Genomic DNA, 19,460 nt, shown 5'->3' with positions numbered 1-19,460 from the left:
AAAAATAAAATGATAATGAAATTTTTGGAAGGGTTTTCTTCCGGTATGGCCATAGATCTTGGTACGGCAAATACTATTGTCTATCAAAAAAGTCGTGGAATTGTTCTAAGGGAACCTTCTGTTATTGCGTTAATAAAAAAAGACGGTGCTTTTGTGCCTTATGCTTATGGTCATGAAGCAAAAATGATGCTTGGGCGTACTCCTACGGATATTGAAGCAAAAAGACCTTTAAAAGACGGTGTTATTGCCGATTTTAAGGGTGCAGAGGAAATGATAAAGTATTTTATTAGAATGGTGCATAATCATCGCTCTTTTTTTGGTCCGACAATTATTATTTGTGTACCTTCCGGTTCTACGCCGGTTGAGCGTCGTGCTATTCAAGAAGCAGCAGAAAGTGCAGGGGGTAGGGATGTCTATTTAATTGAAGAACCTATGGCGGCAGCGATCGGAGCAGGGCTACCCGTAACGGAAGCGACCGGTTCGATGATTGTTGATATTGGAGGAGGCACTACGGAAGTTGCAGTTTTATCACTAGGAGGCATAGTATATGCAAGGTCGGTAAGAGTCGGCGGTGATAAGATGGATGAAGCTATTATCTCATATATAAGGAGGCACTATAACCTATTGATAGGTGAGGCTACTGCTGAAAAGATAAAGCAAGAAATAGGTACGGCTTATGTAGATGAAAACGCTGAACCGAGAAAAATGGAAATTAAAGGACGTGATTTAATTTACGGTATTCCTAAAGAAATGATATTGAACGAAAGACAAATTGCTGATAGTCTAATTGAACCGGTAAGTCAAATTGTTGAAGCGGTAAAAGTAGCACTAGAAGCAACGCCTCCTGAGTTATCTTCGGATATAGTTGATAAGGGAATTGTTTTAACAGGCGGCAGCTCATTATTACGAAATCTTGACTTTGTCCTTAGTGAAGCCACTAAATTGCCGGTAATAGTTGCAGATGATGCCCTCTCTTGCGTGGCACTTGGAACAGGAAAAGTACTTGAAGATTTTACAAAGCTAAAACATGTACTATTTAAACAGGATTAAAAATGGCAATACTTGCAAATAGAGTAAAAAATTCTTCAAATTCATTAGAATTAATAAGAATAATATCGAATACTCTTAAGCGTTTTTTTGTTATATTTGGGCTTGGATTGTCTGTATATTTATTTTTTACTACGCCTAAAAAAATATCTAGTATATCACTTGAGATAACCGGTAGTATAGTATCAACCGGTTTAGCAGTTTATGAAGATATATTTGAATATATAAATTCAATAACACAAAAATTTGTTTATTTTCAAGATTTAGAACGAAAAAATATAGAACTTAAACTTGAAATAGCAAGATTACAACATTTGCAAAGTGAAGTAGAATCGGTAAGAGCTGAAAATATTGCATTAAAAGAGTTGTTAACGATTGCTGAGGAAGAAGAATTTGAATACATTACTACTAAATTACTTAGTGTTTACTTTAATCCCTTTTCTAGAACTGCTTTGATTTCTGCAGGTAAAAAGCAAGGCATTGAACCTGATCAAATCGTTGTTAATTCAGGAAAATTAATAGGAAAAGTAATAGAAGTGAGTAATAATTATGCTAAAGTAATGTTAATTAGCGATGTTAATTCTAGAATACCTATTAAAGCTAATTCTTCAAGAGAACAAGGTATTTTAGCAGGTAATAATAATAATAGTAAAATTTTATACTTGCCTAATAATCATTTAGTACAAAAAGATGAGGAGATAGTAACCTCCGGACACGGTAATATTTATCCTGCAGGTATTTTAGTGGGTTATGTGTCTAAAGTTACGGAACATGATGTTATGGTAAATGTAGCAGCTGATCTATCTAAAACGGAATTTGTGCAAGTATTGTTACCTAAGGAATAATGAAAAAGGATTATTTTGGTATTATTGCCGCATATATTTGTATAATAATCTATAAATTAAAATTTTATCAAATACTGCATCATAGAAAACGTTATTATGTCGGTGAAATAGATATTATTGCGTTACGTAATAAAGAGATTGTTTTTATTGAAGTCAAAGCAAGAAGCTCTAAAATTGATGATAGATTTGTATCTTTCAATCAGCAAAGAAGAATTACTAGGGCTGCGGAAATGTTTTTAAGTAGCAATTCTAAATATAGAAATTATAATATCAGGTTTGATTTGGTAATTATAAGATCTTATAAATTACCTATAATTATAAAAAATGTTTGGTAATACTCGTTGTTGTATGGCTCGAAAAACCCGTGCGATGTCATTCCCTCGTGGATCGGAAAATCTACTCAATTTTCATTCCCGCCTCCGCGGGAATGACATAAAACGAGCCATGCAACAAAGCTCCGCCTATGCGGGGATGACATTGAGTAGAGGCTTTTCGATCCATGTAACAATGCTGGTAATACTCGCCAAACTTTGTATATATCTATCCTTTATTTATTCAGAGGTTATTAATATGGCACTTGCTACTAAAGTGAAAGAATTTTTAGAAGAAAAATTAAAACAAGAAAAGATAGATCGTAAATATCTTGCCGAAGTCACTAATATTCCTTATACTACTGTTAGTAGAATTATGAGAGCGGAAGCTAATCGTGAATTCAATCCTGAAATAGATACAATCTTAAAAATAGCAAAATACTTTAATTGTACTATGGATGAGGTAATAAAAAGAAAAGTACGACATAATTCATAAAGCTTGATGCAAGCGAATTTTGTATGATTTGGCTGTACTCACGTAGTTTATCTACTGCTTTCGCAGGCTTGCATTTAAATTCATCTTGTCTGAATATTTCTGAAATATGCTGTACCTACGAAATAAAACATAAAATATGACAATAAAAAATAAAGGACTGATTATAATTTTATCTTCCCCTTCAGGTACGGGTAAGTCAAGTTTAGCTAAAGCATTATTGAAAATAGATAATAATTTGCGTTTATCTATTTCGGCAACTACAAGAAAACCTCGTCCAGGAGAAGTAGAGGGCATAAACTATTACTTTAAGACCAAGCTAGAATTTGAAGAATTAGTTAAGCAGAATAAATTTCTTGAATATGTTAAAATATACGATAATTATTACGGTACGCCTAAAGAATATGTCGAAATGTTATTAAATCAAGGCTTGGACGTTTTGTTTGATATTGATTGGCAAGGAGCAAAGAGCATTAAGAAAAATGCTACTAATGTTGTTGCTATATTTATATTGCCTCCTAGTATTGAAATACTGGAGCAACGCTTAAGAAATAGAGCGACCGATAATGAAGAAGCAATAAAATTACGTATGCAGTCGGCACAAAACGAAATGTCACATGCTAATGAGTACGATTATGTAATTACTAACGATGATTTCGACCAGACGCTTAAAAAAATACATGCTATTATAGTTGCAGAACGAGAAAAAGCTTTTTAACTTTATCACTTTTTCTTTTTATACTGAAAATTAGAAGCTTAATTTCTAATTTTTATGGTATACTCGGTGAATTTCAAAAATTGGCGTTGTCGTTCTACAAGAGCTACGGTTCTCACGTATTAAGCATACGCTCCGCTCCTCTCGCCTTGTGAACCGATTACTCTTTTTGAAATTGACCCTCGTCTACTGATTCTTCATTTTACTTCGGATTATACTAGTTTAAATGCTTAGAAAACAATTCCTTTCATCAATAATAAAACATTTTAAAACTCATAAAGTTTGTGCTTTGTTAGGACCAAGACAGTGTGGAAAAACTACCCTTCCTAAACAATTCGCAGAAGCTTATAATATTTCTAAAATCAATGCAAATATCCTTAGAAGATTTAAAACTTGATCAAATTAATGTAATATTCCCAGGTGATATTAGCTTTAAATTGTCAGAAAAAATACAGGCAATAGGCCTCTCCTGCTTAATTTAAAATGATACAAGAGCTGCAACTATATAGTTTTACAGCCTTAGAATGTTATATTATTTCACATCCGCCTTTTTTAGCACCTTTGCCGACAAGTTTTGTTTGCTGAGCTTCATAATCATTATTAAAAGTCTGATCGTCTGTTAAATTTGGTGTTTCGGTAGTTACCATACTTGTCACAGGTTTAGATTTTATTTCCTTTGATAAAGTTGTTGTTTTAGCTTTAATTCTTCGTAATGCTGCTAATGTCTCCATATCATTACTTTGTTTATTCATATTTTCTCCTATATTTTATCTTATCCACACGTTATTTTGTTTTTTTTGTTGAACTTGATTACTTTGCTCAACTTGGTGATTCTTTGTGGTAGCTATTGGGTGATTTAAAGAATCTTTTATTCTATTTGCTTCACATTGAGTATTAATTTTACTACATATATTTTTACGTATATCTTGATCTTCACTGCTTAAATTTTTATTATTGACTATTGCTTCCTGTTGGTTATTGAGTAAAGAATGCTTCTGTTTAAATTCTTGATGTTTGTTAGGATCTAGAGTATTTTTTGATTTCTCTATAGTATCTCCAAGCTTATTTATTTTTTCTTGGTTTTCTTGATGAAATACCTTAACACTTTCTATTTCTTCTTGAACGTGCTTTTGAACTTTTCGAGCTTCTTTTACTACAGTGTTTTTAACTGCTAGATTTTCTTTCTTTACTTTTAAATTCTCTTCTAATTCTTTAATTTGTTCAGGTAATAAATTTTTATCTTTTAATTTCTCAGTTAAATCATTAATCTCTTTTTCTATAATCTCTTTTTCTTCATTAGTTTTTTTAAGTATTATATTTACTTCTTCTTGTTCCTCTTTAAGTTCTGCAAGTTTTTGTCTACGCTCTTCTATTTCTTCTTTAGTTAAAATATTTTTATTAATCGCCTGTTCATCGATTATCTCTTCTCCCTTTTCATTTGTTTTAACCATTGTTTCTATAGGAGGAGATAATTTTTTATATTCTGCTAATTTGGTCGTAAATCTATCATGAATAGCATTAAGTTCCTGAATTTGTCTTGCAGCTCCCATTTTATATTGTATTATTGCTTCTTCCCGTTCCCTTTGTTTTTCTAACCGTTCTAGCTCTTTTTGAGTAATGTCAGAATTAAGCTGGCTTTCTGCTAGTTCTTGCTTTTTTAATGCCATAGCCTCTACTTTTTCTGCTATATCATTAATAAAAGAACTATCAGATTTAATATTTCGAGCTGCACTTACTAATCTACTTAACTCTGCAGGATTATTAGTAGCGGTAATTTGAGCAAGAATAACTTTGATATCATTAAGTGCTTGAGGATCAGTTGTTTTTTCTTTTTGTGGATATTCTTTATTCGTAATTTTACTCACAATAACCTTCTTATGTGTGTTTCCATCATCCACAAAACGTTAACAAAAATTAATAATTAAGTCAAGAAAATTTGAACAAAAATTAATTTTGTATTTCTAGCCATTGATTTAATAACTCGTCTAGTTTCTTTTTATCATTAATTAATTGACTAGTAATATGGTTATATTTTTGAGGATTATCTAGATATAGATTAACGTCTTCAAGTTCTTTTTCTAAGTGTTTGATGGATATTTCTAGCTTTTCAATATCGTTGGGCAATGTTTCAAGCAAACGCTGGTATACTTCTTCAACATGAAGAGTTGTTAAAATGATTAGGCACAATGGTTTGAAAATTGTCATTTACCAATGAAGAAATTTTATTTTTATATTTTTCAATATTTTCAAAAAATATTCGTATAGAATCAGTAAATGTCTCAAAATTCGCATAAAATTTATTGTTACTTACAACAGAATGCATAAATTTCCACAGTCGTTCAATTGGATTCAAATTAGGACTATATGCTGGCAAAAATAGTAACTCTATTTTACTGTATTGTAGATATTCTTTTACCTTTTTTGACCTATGATATCCAGCATTATCGCATATCAAATAAATCTTACTTTTATCTTGATTATTTGCTTCTAATTTCTTTAAAAATTCAATAATATAATCACCATTAACCTTAGGATTGTCAGTTGTTACTACCTCTAAATCCTTAAGATTAATAGCACCAATAATATGTTTACGCTTCCAACCACTGAAACTTGGTAATGTTTTAACTACATTCTTTCTAATCCAACCAAATCTTGCTCGAGTTTGGTATTGAGGATGAACACTATCCATAAAATAAATAGACTCATCTTTAGCTAAATTATTTTTTAGCAAACTATATTGCAGCTTAAATTCCTCTTGCTTAGCTAAATCTATTTTTCCAGGCATTAACTTAGGTTTCTGATAACTAAAACCAAGTCTGTGTAACAGCTTGATTACCCCAGCTAATGTATAGATTACTCCATATTGACGTTCTATGAACAAACCTATATCTCTAGCATACACATAATTATTATTTTCTAGATGAACTATTAACTCTGCTTCCTCCTGTCTAGTAAGTTTACTATCACTACCGCCATTTCCAGGCTTAAGCTTCTGAGCATTATGATAATCTATTAAATGTTTTCTTATCCCTTCATCACTCAGTAATAACACTTTCGATATCTCATCAATACTATAGCTATCATCATACATGAGAACAGCTTTGATTCTATCACAAATCCTCTTATCCCTTTGCTTCTATGGTAAAGCTTTAATTCTTCTTTTTCTACTGATGTTAATTTTCTATAAATCCATTCTTACTTAATAACACTTGCTGACTTCTTTGACAATTTTTCATTTACTAGAGGTATATATTAGCCCGCCTTGAAAATGTGCGACCCCAAATATTAAAGATGCTATAATAACAGCTAAAATTTGCCGGTTCTGTAAAAGATTTTGTAATGTTCTTTGTAAAAATCCTCGAAAGAATGTTTCCTCAGCTATACATATGAAAAAGAAATTATTAATTGCCCATATCGGTAATATGCTTGGGATTTTAGGTTCAAATAAGACGTAACCGCTTATTAAAGATAGAACCATAATTATTGCTATACATAGTAATAGAGAAAGAGAAGTATATCTTATAGCATTCGTATGTTCTTGTTTTTCTAAAATATATAAATCACTGACAGAAAAAATTATTAAAGCCGGCATTATCTTATCAAAATTTAGATACATAGAAAACGGTATGGATAATTCCGATAATGGTACTTTATTAATAGCAAGTATATTAAAAAATCCCGGAACTTTATGAAAAGCAAAATAAAGTAAAACAAAGGGAGATTAATATAAATAATGAGGTTTTTAGTACTTTATTTAGCTGTAAATTAAAATAGGCATAGGTAATAGCAGTAAAAATAGATAAAGCCCCAACTCCTATAATATTTATTACGCCTTGATATAAAGCGGCTAAAATTGTAATGCCTATGCCTAAATATGCAGGTCTTTTATCACGACAAAATAAAGATATTAAGATTGTTGTAATGAGAAAAATATAGGTGATAGTTAAGGATGACATATAAATCTTTATAAAAAACTATTTTTAATATATAGTTATTTTTTAGCATTAAAAATAGAAAAATTATTAAATATTGGATTTTAAAAAGAAAATATAAAAAATAATCATAAGAAAAACCAATAAAATAATATATATGTAATTGGGAGATTTTATGAAAGATATAGAATATTGGGAAAAAAATTTGGAAAGCTGTAAATATTCACATAAATTAATCGAAAGGCTTTTATTTTTAAATACCCAAGTAAAACAACCTGTTGATATTAGAGAAGTTAAAAAAGGTATTTATTATGCTCGTAAATATCATGGTAAGCAAATGCGTCAATCAGGTGATCCTTATTATTCTCATCCAATCGCAGTAACAATTATGGTAGCGGAATTTGTAGCAAAAGAAGTGCCTAAACTCTTTACTTTTAGAATGCTACAAGCTGCATTACTTCATGACACTATTGAAGATACTAAACTTACTGAAGGAATGATTAGTAACATTTTTGATGAAGAAGTAGCAAGGCATGTAGAAGGCCTAACTAGAATTAAACCTTGTGGAAAAATAAGTAGCGAGAAAAGTCTGAGTGTATTAATTAAACAAAAAAGATACGATACTGCTCTTATAAAACTTTTTGATAGGATACATAATTTACAAACTTTAGAAGCAAAATCGCCTGAAAAAGCTCATAAAATAATTAAAGAGACATTAAAAAGCTTTTTAGTGTTAAGTGAAATACTTGAAATACCTTCAGTTTCAGAGCTTATATATGCTGAATGTTATAAAAATAATTTAAAGTTTAATATAAATGTTACTTTTAATAAAATTATAAATTTCGATTCTTTTCCATCCTCTCAAAATAAGTTACTCCCATAAAGAAAGTTATACCTACCGGAATGAAAATTAAAAATAATCCCCAATATCCTAGATAATTGGTAATATAAACTAAACCAAATGACGTTATAATATAAGTAAATAATTTTGCTATTGCACTTAGCATACTAGTATATGTAAATCTCTTAAAAACCGGAAAATATTTATAAAATATAGGAGCTGCCGGTACGTGATCAAATACGAATAATGCAGCTAAACATTGAAAAATAAAAATATATAAAGGAGTAGGGTTATAATTTAACATTATAGGAAAAAAAATGAGAGAGGTAAAAAATAGATATAATTTTACCTTTAAGATTTTTAAAGGATGGATCTTATAGCTAATAAATGCAAGAGCGATAATACCGAGTAAATCTATTATAGATACCCAAAAATTTTGATTTATAATTTGATTCGGAGTAAAACCACATTCTCTTTTTAATATATCAGCACAATATATATACACGAAATAAAAACACGGAGGTCTAGCACATTGGATAAAGAAATACCAAATAGAAGTGGCGTTTGGAACTTGTTGATCTAGAATGTCTTTGTCAATTTCTTCAAGCTTAATATTATTTTCTTGAAGTCTTAGTTTTAATTTATTTTTTTTATTTGAAAATTCCGCTGCTTCTTTTAAACTAGTCCTCGCAATAGTACCTACAAAAGCAATAGTTGCACCAACAAAAAAGGCTATACGCCAACTTGATTCATGTTGATAAATATTTTGATTAGTAAAAATTGATGCAATACCTAGTGCTACCGTCGTACCTACGGCAGAAAATACGGTTATAATTGCTACTAACGGATATTGTATAGGAGGAGATGAGTTTTCGGTTAAGTACAGCTCTGCACCTCGTGCTTCTGCAGTTGCCGACATACCTTGAATTATACGACATATAGTAAGAACCCAAGAGGCTGTTATACCTATTTGTGCATATGTTGGCATACTGCCTATAATCACACAAGTAATAGCCATTAATAGAGTAGTTAAAATAACTACAATCTTACGTCCAAAATGATCTCCTACATATCCGAATATTAATGCTCCTATAGGTCTTAACAAGTAGGTAGAGCAGAAAGAAAAGGCAGTAAGCAGCGAAAAAGTGAAAGAATCATATTCCGGAAAAAATAAATTATTTAAAAGCACCGCCATATGCACATAAAGCATAAGGTCAAAATACTCTAGAAATGTACCTATAGAAAGTAATCCGACAGCTTGTTTTTGTGCTTTATTTAAACTTCTTTGTTCTTTTTCGTAGCCTAACATAACCTTTACATAATAATTAGATTACGAAATAAGCTATTACTTTTTTGGTTAAAAGTCAATAAAGGATTAAGAATTTCTAATAAATATTATTACAAAATATTTAGGTTCCGTAAAGTTATCTAGCCTAAAATCTTCAAATTATCTATTTTTCTCTGAAAGCTTTAAATGCAGTATCAGTAACGGGATCAAGTAAATATCTAAGTAGTGTTCTAGTACCGGTTACGATTTGTACCTCAGCCTGCATACCGGGATGTAATTCAAGATTTTTAACTTTAGCAACTTTGTTAAATTCATCCATATCAATTTCAACTCTTGCAACATAATAATTGTCTTGCTGTTGTCCCGGATGTTGTCTTTCATCTTGTACGATATCGGGTGATATGCTTACTACTTTACCGGTAAATGTTGGAGTCGTTCTTGATTTAAATGCACTGAAACGTATTTTTGCAACTAGTCCCTCATGTACTGAGTCAATGTTTTTTTGAGATACCTTTGCTTCTATTATTAATGGATCATTAATTGGCGAAATTTCCATAATAGGTTGTCCGTGACTTATAACACCGCCTATTGTATGATATTTTAAATTATTAACTATGCCGTCAACAGGTGATCTGATTATCACACGATTAAGCGAATCCGTCAGGGAATTATATTTTTCTTTAAGAGATGCTGTTTGTACTTGAGCTTCACGAAGCTCTGTTAAAGTCCTTTCAGTATATTTATTTTGCTGATTTATAATTTTAATTTGAGTTTCGGTAATAGCATGGCGTATCCCTGCTATTTCGGCTTCAGTTGTTGCAACATCGCTTTTTGAAGCGGCAACTTTTGCCTCTTGGTCTAATAAAGCTGCTTTTTGTACAAAGCCTTTTTCTTTTAACGTTCTTAAAGCTTTTAAACGGTCTTGATAGACTTCAGCAGTTTTTGAAGCGGCAACTTTTTTTGCTTCTAAACCTTCAATTTTTTTCTCAAGTTGAGCAATATTTTGATGTAATGCATCTTTCTCTGAGTTATATACTTCTTTTCTAGATCTAAATAAATTTTCCTGTGTATGAATTATTTTAGCTACTTCCGGTAAATTTATATCCTGCATTAGAAAATCAGAGAATTCGATTTGTTCTAAATTATCACGTTCGGCAATTAAACGATTTTCAGTTGCTAAAAAATTACGGTACTGACCAAGAATATTTTCATGTTCGCTTTTTATTCTAGTTTCTTCAAGCTCTATTAACTTATCGCCTTCTTTGACTTTGTCACCTTGCTTAACGTAAATAGCATTGATTATTCCACCTTCATTATGTTGAATCGTTTTTTTATTTGTGCTTGGCATTACGATACCGACAGCTACAGCACCGCTATCAAGAGGGGCAAGAGCCGCCCATAATCCGCCTATTAATACTAAAAAGATAATAACATAAATACCGAAAAGTATAGGTGACCTTGCAGCTTGGGCTACGTTATTACGATCTTTATCTGTTTTTTTGGTAGTAAAATTAACAAACCTGTCAAGCTTTACTAATAAGAACTCTATAACGTGAGAGGTTTTCTTTAATGTAGTATTTATTAAAGCTTTACGTTTAGAACTTTGACCTTTAAGGTTCAATGAATCTGCGCGTAAGGACAATAATTGTTTCAATTGTTCCGGAGTAATTTGAGGTTTATTGTGTTTTGAGTCCTGCATAATATTTAATCATTATTATTTTTAGTCAGCATTGCTCTCGGTGTCATTCCTGCGTGGACCGGTAAAATCCACTGTGTGTCACCTCGTGGCTTGACCATGGGGTCCATAAAAACAATAAAAATACTAATATTATTAGTATTTTTAACTGGATGCCGTGATCAAGTCACGGCATGACATTAATTTGGTATGACACTTTAGTTATTAATATGAATTGTGCCGCTTTTTAAAGTTTTAAAGTGTTTTTGAATCTCTTCTTCCGTTCCGTAAACTGCAACTGCTCCATCCTGTAATATTAGAATTTTATCAACAACGGATAATACGGATGGTCTATGTGAAATTACAAGAACTGCTATTCCTTTAAGTTTTGCTTGTTTTAAAGCACTTGCAAGGGCGACTTCACCTGCCTCATCTAAATTAGCATTAGGCTCATCTAAAATGATGAGTTTTGGATTGCCGTAAAAAGCTCTAGCAAGCCCGATACGTTGTCTTTGACCACCTGATAGATTAGAGCCGGCAGGACCGATATCAGAATCATAACCGTCAGGGAATCTTAATATCATTTCATGAGCTCCGGCTATTTTAGCTGCTTCAATAACTTTTTGCGGATCGGCACCTTCTTCCATTCTAGCTATATTTTGTTTAATACTACCGCTAAAAAGTTCTATTCCTTGAGGAAGATAGCCAACATGTCTACCGAAATCTTCTCTATTCCAACGATAAATTTCAGCACTATCTAAACGTACGGAACCTGATGATTCTTTCCATACCCCGACTATGATTTTAGCTAAAGTTGATTTTCCTGTAGCCGAAGGACCGATAATTGCTAAAACTTCGCCCGGCTGTACTGCAAAACTAACGCCTTTTAAGATATATTTCGGTACGGGAGGTTGTGGTAAATGTTTCGGTATAGGATGAGCATAATAAATATTTTCAACAGTAAGATGACCATCAACGTTCGGAATTGGCATCGCTTCATCTCTAGAAGCATAAGTGTTAAATAAATTATTAATGTTTTTGTATGATTTAATAGTACCGCTCATACTTTTCCATAAATCAATAGCATTATCGAAAGGAGCAAGAGCTCTACCGACTATGATAGAACTCATAATCATATTACCGGGAGTCATATCTGCACTGTGAGATTTTACAACAATGTAAGCACCGACTCCGGTAACAGCCATTTGCATTATGTTACGGATAAACCTTGAAAAGTTAGAAATAACACCGTTACGATAGCTAGCAATTGATTGTTTATCAAGTGCTAATATGTTAAATTTATGCCAATTTTTTGTAACATTCTTCATCATTCCCATTGCTTCAATTGCTTCTGCATTTCTGTTTGCAATATCGGCTTGTGTCATACCTTTTATCGAAAATTCGGTAGCTTCACCGAGCGTTTTATTAGTAGCGGCAGCGTTAAAGAAAGCGGTTGAAACTATGATAACTGCACCAAAAACGGTAATAAGACCGATATATGGATGAATTGAGAAAATAACGGCAATATAGATAAGGCTCCAAGGGGCATCGAATAAAGTATTAATTCCGGTACTTGTTAGGAATGTTTTGACGGCTTGAAAATCACGTAATAATTGGCTAGAACCCATATTTGCTCGTGTTGCGGCTGCAGAAATTGAAGAAGCAAAAATTACGGGAGCTACTGTTCTATCAAGCCATTCTCCTACCTTTATAAGTGTAAAAGAACGAGCAATTTGTAATAATCCGTAAACAAAATAGATATATGCGATTATTATTGATAAAAATAATAATGTTTGTAGATTACCGCTTCCAAGGACTCTATCAAGAACTTGTAGTGAGTAAAGAGGAGTAATTAACATTAGTAAGTTAATTACAAAAGCAAACCAAAAAACTATCCAAAAAGCTGTTCTACATTCGCCTAATGCTATTACTAGCGGGTTTTTTTTATTTAGATTATTATTGTTATTATCCATATTAGTTATATTATAAATAATTATTAATTAGTTCTTCAGCAATTTGGACGCTGTTTAAAGCTGCTCCTTTACGTAAATTATCACATGTAATCCATAGATTTATCGTGTTATCTCTACTTACGTCATTTCTAATGCGGGAGACATATACGGCATCTTCGCCTACCACTTCAACGGGCGAGATATAAGCAAGGTCATTATTATTAGAAATTGTAACAATTCCATCTGCGTCTTGTAATATTTCTTCAGCGATGTTAGCGTCCATTTTGTCGTTAAATTCTATGTTAACCGATATAGAATGACCGATAAATACCGGTACTCGCACGGAAGTAACACTAGCTTTAAAGTGATTGCCCATAATTTTGTTTAGTTCAAAAGCAATTTTTGCTTCTTCACTTGTATAGCCGTCTTTATTTAAATCACCTATATGAGGAAAAAGATTAAATGCAATCTGTTTTGGAAATTGCTTAGGATCATTCTCTCCAAAAACATATTTAGATTTTGTTTGGTCGTAGAGTTCGTCCATTCCTGCTTTACCTGCTCCTGATACTGATTGATAAGTAGATATCACTACTCTTTTAATCTTTATTTCATTATCTAGCGGTTTTAATGCTACTGCAAGCGGAATTACTATACAGTTAGGGTTAGCTATGATATTTTTAGTATTAAACTCTGTAAGTGTTGATAAATTAACCTCAGGTACAATTAACGGTACTTGATTGTCAACTCTAAAAAGTGAGGATTTGTCGATAACTACACAACTACTAGCAGTAGCTTTAGGTACAAGTTCTTTTGAAACTTCTGAACCGGCACAAAAAAAAGCAATATCGATATCATCAAAATTTAAATTAGTTAAACTACTGATTTTCAGTATTTTTTCTCCATAACTTATTTCCCGTCCGATAGAGTTATCTGAAGCTATAGCATAAATTTTATTAACGGGAAAATTACGTTCAGCTAGAATATTTAGAGTTTCACGCCCTACATTTCCTGTAGCTCCAATTACTGCAATATTGTATTTTTTAGTCATTTATTTATTAATCCGATGAGTTTTTCGCCTCCGATAATATGGAAGTGAAAATGAAAAATAGTTTGTCCCGATTTTTCGCCTTTATTAGTTATTAAACGATAACCGTCTTTATCTAAACCTGCTTCATTCGCTATATCGGAAATTTTAGCAAAAAAATGTTTTATTTCGTCTATTTGAGCTTTAGAGATAAAATCCGCATAATCTATATATTCGTTTTTAGGTATAACGATAATATGTACAGGTGCTACGGGTGCTATATCTTTAAATGCTAAAATTTGTTCGTCTTCATAAATTATTTTTGCCGGAAGATTTTTATCTATAATTTTAGCAAAAACATTTTCTTTATTATACATCATTTTATTCCTGTTAAAGGTGACTTGAGAAACACACTCGATGTCATTCCCGCATGGACCGGCAAAATCCACTGTGTCACCCCGTGGTTTGACCACAGGGTCCAGTTAAAAATACTAATATTAGTAGTATTTTTATTTCTTTTCTAGATCCCGCGATCAAGTCGCGGGATGACAATAGAAAACCGGTCTACGCAACAATGCCACGCGGGAATGACATTAAGGAAATTTTTCTATTCATTAAACAAGCATACTACGTGCTAAAAATTTCAATTCAGCTTCAATGCTAGAGTTGGCAATTATTATATCTTCTAGTCGGTAATTATTTCTTTTTAAATAATTTTCTCTAATATCTGAAGCAAAGAAGCCGAAGCCTAATATTAAGACTATCTTAAATATAAACTTTAACTCTTCGATATTAATCGCCGTAACGATTATATTCGCTATTACGGCAATAGCAACAACTAACCACATTTTATGGTATAATGCCCAAAATATACTTAAAAGAGCAGCTATCCATGAAAAGCCTTCTTCAATAACAATAAAATTATTATTTTTTTGTGTGGAGTTAATGTATATTGCGTATATATTCATTATTTAAGCTTAAGCCTTGAAAATTCAAGGGACAATAATTAATTAAACCTGATTAGTCAAGTATACTCTGTTGCTTTCAAGAATTGCTCTTTGTTATCTTCATGGATTCACGTACTCACTTATTAAGTATAAGCTGTGTGCGTTCACCATTTGATAACAAATTCAATTCTTGAAATCATTTGAGTATATACTAAGATTGAACTTCAAAAATTGGTGACAATGTTCTACAAGAGCTGCGGTACGAACTATATTAAGTAACGGCTTTCGTTCCGAGGACTTTGAACTCCTAGCTCTTTTTGAAGCTGTGTCGAATAACTCCTCATTTTATTTAGGAGTAATTCAATACTATATAGTACCTAATTAACCACTTAATATCAATAAATTTTATAGTATGTCAGATAATTTAGCCTTACACGGCACAACAATACTTTGTTTAAAAAAGAACGAAGAAATAATTATAGCAGCAGATGGACAAGTCTCGCATGGTAATACCGTACTAAAATCCACAGCACGAAAACTTCGGACTATAGCAAATAATAAAATTATTGCCGGTTTTGCGGGTTCTACGGCTGACGGTCTTGCGTTATTTGAAAAACTTGAAGTAAAGATAGAGCAACATAAGCATAATCTACTTAGAAGTGCAGTTGAGCTTGCAAAAGATTGGCGTAGCGATAAATATTTGAGACGTTTAGAAGCAATGATGATTGTTGCCGATCGTAATCATATATTAATTTTAACCGGTAACGGTGATGTCGTAGAGCCTGAAAATAATGTTGCGGCAATAGGTTCAGGCGGTTTATTTGCACTATCTGCCGCTCGTGCTTTAATGTCTTACGAGAACAATTTAACTGCTGAAGAAATTGCTTTAAAATCTATGAATATAGCTGCAGATTTGTGTGTATTTTCTAATCATAATATTATAATGGAAAAAGTTGTATGAAAGCTACTAAAACTACTTATAAAAAAGACCCTATTGGGCTTACCCCTTCTCAAATAGTTAATGAACTTAATAGATTTATCGTAGGTCAAGAAAAGGCCAAAAAAGCTGTTGCTATTGCACTTAGAAATCGCTGTCGTCGTAAAAGAGTAGAAGGTAATTTACGTAATGAAATAGTACCGAAAAATATTTTAATGATCGGTTCAACCGGGGTCGGGAAAACGGAAATAGCAAGACGCCTTGCAAAGCTTACTAATTCTCCTTTCTATAAAATTGAAGCAACTAAATTTACCGAAGTCGGATATGTAGGGCGTGATGTAGAATCAATAATTCGTGATTTGGTCGAAATAGCCGTTAATACTGAAAAAACTTTAGCAAAAACGGAAGTAGATATTAATGCACGTGAAAAAGCGATAGAGAGAATATTAGATAGTTTAGTAGGTAAAACTTCTAGTAGTGAGACTAGAGAAAAGTTCAAAGAAAAAATTTTAAACGGCGAACTTGATTATACGGAAATCGAAATTAGCGTAGCTGATACTACACCTGTCGGTGGTGGAAGTTTTGAAATACCGGGCATGCCGGGAGCATCTATGGGCGTTCTTAATCTTGGCGATATGATTGGACGAGCCCTTGGTAGCAGTAGGACTAAAACAAAAAAAATGCTAGTTAAAGATGCTATGGCTATTATTATACCTGAGGAATCAGAAAAATTAATAGACCAAGAAAAAATTATTCAGCAAGCTATAAATTTAGCCGAAAATGATGGGATAGTTTTTATTGACGAGATTGATAAAATAGCTTCGACCGGTAGTTCCGGAGCAAAAAATGCTGAAATAAGTAGAGAGGGAGTGCAAAGAGATTTGCTACCTTTGATAGAAGGAACAACGGTTAATACTAAATATGGACCGGTTAAAACCGATCATATATTATTTATTGCTTCAGGTGCTTTCCATATTGCTAAACCTTCTGATTTATTACCGGAGTTACAAGGAAGATTACCGATTAGAGTGGAATTAAATTCACTCACCAAAGATGATATGATTAAAATATTGCTTGAGCCTGAAACTAGTTTAATAAAGCAATATTCGGTACTAATAGGTACTGAAGACGTGCATCTTGAATTTGCTGCTTCTGCTATTGAGAAGATAGCTGATTATGCGATCACCGTTAATTTAGAAGTCGAAGATATAGGGGCTAGAAGGCTGCATACTATACTTGAGAATCTGCTTGAGGATATAAGCTTTGAAGCTAGCGAAATGAAAGGCAAAAAAATAACTATCGATGATAAATTCGTAGAAAATCAATTATCAAAAATAATAACTAATCTTGATTTAGCTAAGTTTGTTTTATAGCATGCTTTTTCGATTGGTGGTTGAGATAGGATTGTTGTGCGTCTCTTTTCTCTGTCACCCCGTGGCTTGACCACGGGGTCCAGCTTAAAATTAAATTGTTTTTTGGATCCTGTGGTCAAGCCACGGGATGACACCGAGTGCGTTTTCTGATCCATGCAATAACATCTACAACCTCACAAAATAGCATTTGAAGAAAAATTTCATGATAATTCATATAGCAAGTCTAACGTTTAATGGAATTGATATTATTGATGTTGACGTGCAGGTACAAATATCACCGGGTATCCCTGCTTTTACTATAGTAGGGCTCGCCGATAAAACTATAGCTGAATCAAAAGAACGAGTCAAAGCAGCGTTATCTTCTATAGGGCTTGCATTACCTACTAAAAACGCCAGTTTAGGATAAGAAGAGTTTAAGATTATCGAAAAAAGAGTTTAAAATATTAGTTTTAGTAATATTAAAAGCATTAACACAAGCTAGAATATGAACTAAAAAATTAGTAGGTGATCGATGCCTTGAGTGTTCAAGATTCATATTATTTTTTAGGACATTAAATACTGACTCAACCAACGACCTTTTTCTAAGCTGTATTTTATCTTCCATTTCCAATAAATGATTCTTCATATCTTTTCTAATTCCTGTAAATAAGCGTAATCCACGACCTAATAATTTAGTAAATAATTCCTTAGAAATATATCCCTTATCACCAAAGAGTTTACCTTGTAATCCATCAGTTATATCGTCTGCTACCGATAAATCACTATTATTTGCTTTGGTAATTTTGATCGCCATAATCGCTCCCTTATTGTTAATTACTATATGCAACTTAAACCCCATAAACCATCCATAACTACTCATCCCTATTTTAGCTATATACTTCTTTAACTTGAAAAGTTGGAAAATGAATATTTAGATGAGCGAATAATCAATGTTCTTATGGATAATTAATATCTAATACTACCAATTCTTCAGGTAAAAGAAGTATACCACTAAATACTTTATTGCTATTTGTACGTTTTGTATAACATATCGATAATTTAGTTGAATCTATGCAATAAATTCCTGTTTCCTCTCCTCTAAATAGTTGCAACATTATAACCAAGCGGTAGAATTAATCTTGACCATAATTGTATTATTCGACTATAACTTGGTAATTTAAAATAACCTCTATATTTATATGATAAGTGATATAAATAATAATTCTTAAAATCTTTGCACGGCGATATATAAAAATATAATACGATAGTTAAAAGCTCTGAAAGGCTTAAATTCCCTTCTCTCCGGCGTTTTCTATCTGTTGGTATTAATTTTTGCTTCTCCCATTCTTCATATATTTCACAAAAATTGTCTAGTATATAAAATAAAGTTGTGATACATTTTTTCATTGTTGGGTTCTTGTTTTTTTGTTGAAAAACTTCAGTAACCCAACACTCTTAACTTGTAAATACTTTATTCTTATTCCATGCTTCTCTTCTTCCTTATCCTAAATTCGCGTTTCTAAGGAATTATTTACTAAATTATTAGGTCGTGGATTACGCTTATTTACAGGAATTAGAAAAGATATGAAGAATCATTTATTGGAAATGGAAGATAAAATACAGCTTAGAAAAAGGTCGTTGGTTGAGTCAGTATTTAATGTCCTAAAAAATAATATGAATCTTGAACACTCAAGGCATCGATCACCTACTAATTTTTTAGTTCATATTCTAGCTTGTGTTAATGCTTTTAATATTACTAAAACTAATATTTTAAACTCTTTTTTCGATAATCTTAAACTCTTCTTATCCTAAACTGGCGTCTATACGAATATTTTTTGAAAATATTGAAAAATATAAAAATAAAATTTCTTCATTGGTAAATGACAATTTTCAAACCATTGTTCCTAATCATTTTAACAACTCTTCATGTTGAAGAAGTATATATATAGAGAAAGGGTGAGATGGGTTAGGGTGATTGTGGTCGGAGATTTATGTCATTCCCACGAAAGCGGGAATCCAGCATAAAGCGAGATAAATCGAGCTTTTAATTTCAAAAATTTGCTGTGTTTATGCTTTTTTTACTGGATTCCCGCTTTTAGCT

General features: G+C 32.1%; 21 protein-coding genes and 4 pseudogenes. 12 read left to right on the top strand and 13 right to left on the bottom strand.

The features are described 5' to 3' along the window. The first annotated feature begins 9 nt into the window (after positions 1–9). From AC5584_RS07065 to AC5584_RS07040, 6 genes and pseudogenes are all read left to right on the top strand, one after another. Positions 10–1,050 carry a rod shape-determining protein gene (locus AC5584_RS07065; protein ID WP_499216307.1) on the top strand — a complete coding sequence of 347 codons (1,041 nt, stop codon included), beginning with the start codon at positions 10–12 and terminating at the stop codon, positions 1,048–1,050. A gap of 2 nt (positions 1,051–1,052) precedes the next feature. Beyond that, the gene (gene mreC / locus AC5584_RS07060) at positions 1,053–1,892 is read left to right on the top strand and encodes a rod shape-determining protein MreC (RefSeq protein ID WP_499216306.1); all 840 of its coding nucleotides are present in this window, start codon (positions 1,053–1,055) and stop codon (positions 1,890–1,892) included. Next, the gene (locus AC5584_RS07055) at positions 1,892–2,227 is read left to right on the top strand and encodes a YraN family protein (protein ID WP_499216305.1); all 336 of its coding nucleotides are present in this window, start codon (positions 1,892–1,894) and stop codon (positions 2,225–2,227) included. Before mreC ends, AC5584_RS07055 begins: the two co-directional genes overlap by 1 nt. 235 nt (positions 2,228–2,462) lie before the next feature. After that, positions 2,463–2,699, top strand: coding sequence for a helix-turn-helix transcriptional regulator (locus AC5584_RS07050; protein WP_039595196.1), 237 nt, complete (start codon positions 2,463–2,465; stop codon positions 2,697–2,699). 136 nt (positions 2,700–2,835) lie between these two features. Continuing rightward, a complete protein-coding gene (gene gmk, locus AC5584_RS07045) occupies positions 2,836–3,414 on the top strand; it encodes a guanylate kinase (RefSeq protein WP_499216304.1) in 579 nt (192 codons plus the stop codon). Between the two features lie 223 nt (positions 3,415–3,637). After that, a pseudogene (locus AC5584_RS07040) lies at positions 3,638–3,778 on the top strand (AAA family ATPase); the annotation flags it as partial. Between the two features lie 160 nt (positions 3,779–3,938). On the opposite strand, the gene AC5584_RS07035 reads toward AC5584_RS07040, so the two are convergent. The 6 genes and pseudogenes from AC5584_RS07035 to AC5584_RS07010 all read right to left on the bottom strand — a co-directional run bounded on the left by AC5584_RS07035 (position 3,939) and on the right by AC5584_RS07010 (position 7,367). Further along, the gene (locus AC5584_RS07035; RefSeq protein WP_499216303.1) at positions 3,939–4,163 is read right to left on the bottom strand and encodes a hypothetical protein; all 225 of its coding nucleotides are present in this window, start codon (positions 4,161–4,163) and stop codon (positions 3,939–3,941) included. 15 nt (positions 4,164–4,178) lie between these two features. Continuing rightward, positions 4,179–5,309: a hypothetical protein gene (locus AC5584_RS07030; protein WP_499216302.1), complete on the bottom strand. Its 1,131-nt coding sequence runs from the start codon at positions 5,307–5,309 to the stop codon at positions 4,179–4,181. Between the two features lie 49 nt (positions 5,310–5,358). Further along, a pseudogene (locus AC5584_RS07025) lies at positions 5,359–5,556 on the bottom strand (ABC transporter C-terminal domain-containing protein); the annotation flags it as partial. Positions 5,557–5,563: 7 nt separating this feature from the next. Further along, positions 5,564–6,517: an IS630 family transposase gene (locus tag AC5584_RS07020; RefSeq protein WP_499217033.1), complete on the bottom strand. Its 954-nt coding sequence runs from the start codon at positions 6,515–6,517 to the stop codon at positions 5,564–5,566. A gap of 126 nt (positions 6,518–6,643) precedes the next feature. After that, positions 6,644–7,027: a CPBP family intramembrane glutamic endopeptidase gene (locus AC5584_RS07015; protein ID WP_499216301.1), complete on the bottom strand. Its 384-nt coding sequence runs from the start codon at positions 7,025–7,027 to the stop codon at positions 6,644–6,646. A 70-nt stretch (positions 7,028–7,097) separates the two neighbouring features. Beyond that, positions 7,098–7,367 (bottom strand): hypothetical protein, encoded by a 270-nt coding sequence (locus tag AC5584_RS07010; protein ID WP_499216300.1) that lies wholly within the window; start codon positions 7,365–7,367, stop codon positions 7,098–7,100. A 151-nt stretch (positions 7,368–7,518) separates the two neighbouring features. Here AC5584_RS07010 and AC5584_RS07005 point away from each other — a divergent pair, with 151 nt between their 5' ends. Next, positions 7,519–8,226, top strand: a complete 708-nt coding sequence (locus AC5584_RS07005) for an HD domain-containing protein (protein ID WP_499216299.1) — start codon at positions 7,519–7,521, stop codon at positions 8,224–8,226. Here the strand turns inward: AC5584_RS07005 and AC5584_RS07000 are convergent. From AC5584_RS07000 to AC5584_RS06975, 6 genes are all read right to left on the bottom strand, one after another. Continuing rightward, complete coding sequence (locus AC5584_RS07000) at positions 8,177–9,493, bottom strand: MFS transporter (protein WP_499216298.1); 1,317 nt, start codon at positions 9,491–9,493, stop codon at positions 8,177–8,179. The genes AC5584_RS07005 and AC5584_RS07000 overlap by 50 nt on opposite strands. A 142-nt stretch (positions 9,494–9,635) precedes the next feature. Then, the gene (locus AC5584_RS06995; RefSeq protein ID WP_499216297.1) at positions 9,636–11,171 is read right to left on the bottom strand and encodes an HlyD family type I secretion periplasmic adaptor subunit; all 1,536 of its coding nucleotides are present in this window, start codon (positions 11,169–11,171) and stop codon (positions 9,636–9,638) included. Positions 11,172–11,365: 194 nt separating this feature from the next. Then, positions 11,366–13,120 (bottom strand): type I secretion system permease/ATPase, encoded by a 1,755-nt coding sequence (locus AC5584_RS06990; protein ID WP_499216296.1) that lies wholly within the window; start codon positions 13,118–13,120, stop codon positions 11,366–11,368. Positions 13,121–13,130: 10 nt separating this feature from the next. Next, positions 13,131–14,147, bottom strand: coding sequence for an aspartate-semialdehyde dehydrogenase (asd, locus tag AC5584_RS06985; protein ID WP_499216295.1), 1,017 nt, complete (start codon positions 14,145–14,147; stop codon positions 13,131–13,133). Continuing rightward, entirely contained in the window at positions 14,144–14,500 is a 357-nt protein-coding gene (locus tag AC5584_RS06980) for an HIT domain-containing protein (RefSeq protein WP_039594921.1), read from the bottom strand. Before AC5584_RS06980 ends, asd begins: the two co-directional genes overlap by 4 nt. Before the next feature lie 237 nt (positions 14,501–14,737). Further along, a complete protein-coding gene (locus AC5584_RS06975) occupies positions 14,738–15,091 on the bottom strand; it encodes a DUF2628 domain-containing protein (RefSeq protein WP_485440896.1) in 354 nt (117 codons plus the stop codon). 391 nt (positions 15,092–15,482) lie between these two features. On the opposite strand from AC5584_RS06975, the gene hslV reads away from it, so the two are divergent. From hslV to AC5584_RS06955, 4 genes and pseudogenes are all read left to right on the top strand, one after another. Then, positions 15,483–16,031, top strand: coding sequence for an ATP-dependent protease subunit HslV (gene hslV, locus AC5584_RS06970; protein ID WP_410527104.1), 549 nt, complete (start codon positions 15,483–15,485; stop codon positions 16,029–16,031). Next, complete coding sequence (hslU, locus tag AC5584_RS06965) at positions 16,028–17,380, top strand: ATP-dependent protease ATPase subunit HslU (protein ID WP_499216294.1); 1,353 nt, start codon at positions 16,028–16,030, stop codon at positions 17,378–17,380. The genes hslV and hslU overlap by 4 nt, the downstream gene beginning before the upstream one ends. 36 nt (positions 17,381–17,416) lie before the next feature. After that, positions 17,417–17,530 (top strand): palindromic element RPE4 domain-containing protein, encoded by a 114-nt coding sequence (locus tag AC5584_RS06960; RefSeq protein ID WP_499217094.1) that lies wholly within the window; start codon positions 17,417–17,419, stop codon positions 17,528–17,530. A gap of 52 nt (positions 17,531–17,582) precedes the next feature. Then, positions 17,583–17,768, top strand: a pseudogene (locus tag AC5584_RS06955) (magnesium chelatase domain-containing protein); the annotation flags it as partial. A 9-nt stretch (positions 17,769–17,777) separates the two neighbouring features. On the opposite strand, the pseudogene AC5584_RS06950 reads toward AC5584_RS06955, so the two are convergent. Next, a pseudogene (locus AC5584_RS06950) lies at positions 17,778–18,766 on the bottom strand (IS982 family transposase). 102 nt (positions 18,767–18,868) lie between these two features. On the opposite strand from AC5584_RS06950, the gene AC5584_RS06945 reads away from it, so the two are divergent. After that, positions 18,869–19,171 (top strand): transposase, encoded by a 303-nt coding sequence (locus AC5584_RS06945; protein WP_499216950.1) that lies wholly within the window; start codon positions 18,869–18,871, stop codon positions 19,169–19,171. Positions 19,172–19,460 lie beyond the last annotated feature (289 nt).

This window comes from Rickettsia endosymbiont of Villa modesta (assembly GCF_964026485.1).
GTDB classification, from domain to species: Bacteria; Pseudomonadota; Alphaproteobacteria; order Rickettsiales; family Rickettsiaceae; genus Rickettsia; species Rickettsia asembonensis.
This window is presented reverse-complemented; position numbering and strand designations above follow the sequence as displayed.

Excerpts from the sequence above, each read along its gene's own strand:
- AC5584_RS07065 (WP_499216307.1), top strand. The coding sequence starts at position 10 with ATGATAATGAAATTTTTGGAAGGGTTTTCTTCCGGTATGGCCATAGAT.
- mreC (WP_499216306.1), top strand. The coding sequence starts at position 1,053 with ATGGCAATACTTGCAAATAGAGTAAAAAATTCTTCAAATTCATTAGAA.
- AC5584_RS07055 (WP_499216305.1), top strand. The coding sequence starts at position 1,892 with ATGAAAAAGGATTATTTTGGTATTATTGCCGCATATATTTGTATAATA.
- AC5584_RS07050 (WP_039595196.1), top strand. The coding sequence starts at position 2,463 with ATGGCACTTGCTACTAAAGTGAAAGAATTTTTAGAAGAAAAATTAAAA.
- gmk (WP_499216304.1), top strand. The coding sequence starts at position 2,836 with ATGACAATAAAAAATAAAGGACTGATTATAATTTTATCTTCCCCTTCA.
- AC5584_RS07035 (WP_499216303.1), bottom strand. The coding sequence starts at position 4,163 with ATGAATAAACAAAGTAATGATATGGAGACATTAGCAGCATTACGAAGA.
- AC5584_RS07015 (WP_499216301.1), bottom strand. The coding sequence starts at position 7,027 with ATGTATCTAAATTTTGATAAGATAATGCCGGCTTTAATAATTTTTTCT.
- AC5584_RS07010 (WP_499216300.1), bottom strand. The coding sequence starts at position 7,367 with ATGTCATCCTTAACTATCACCTATATTTTTCTCATTACAACAATCTTA.
- AC5584_RS07005 (WP_499216299.1), top strand. The coding sequence starts at position 7,519 with ATGAAAGATATAGAATATTGGGAAAAAAATTTGGAAAGCTGTAAATAT.
- AC5584_RS07000 (WP_499216298.1), bottom strand. The coding sequence starts at position 9,493 with ATGTTAGGCTACGAAAAAGAACAAAGAAGTTTAAATAAAGCACAAAAA.
- AC5584_RS06995 (WP_499216297.1), bottom strand. The coding sequence starts at position 11,171 with ATGCAGGACTCAAAACACAATAAACCTCAAATTACTCCGGAACAATTG.
- AC5584_RS06990 (WP_499216296.1), bottom strand. The coding sequence starts at position 13,120 with ATGGATAATAACAATAATAATCTAAATAAAAAAAACCCGCTAGTAATA.
- asd (WP_499216295.1), bottom strand. The coding sequence starts at position 14,147 with ATGACTAAAAAATACAATATTGCAGTAATTGGAGCTACAGGAAATGTA.
- AC5584_RS06980 (WP_039594921.1), bottom strand. The coding sequence starts at position 14,500 with ATGTATAATAAAGAAAATGTTTTTGCTAAAATTATAGATAAAAATCTT.
- AC5584_RS06975 (WP_485440896.1), bottom strand. The coding sequence starts at position 15,091 with ATGAATATATACGCAATATACATTAACTCCACACAAAAAAATAATAAT.
- hslV (WP_410527104.1), top strand. The coding sequence starts at position 15,483 with ATGTCAGATAATTTAGCCTTACACGGCACAACAATACTTTGTTTAAAA.
- hslU (WP_499216294.1), top strand. The coding sequence starts at position 16,028 with ATGAAAGCTACTAAAACTACTTATAAAAAAGACCCTATTGGGCTTACC.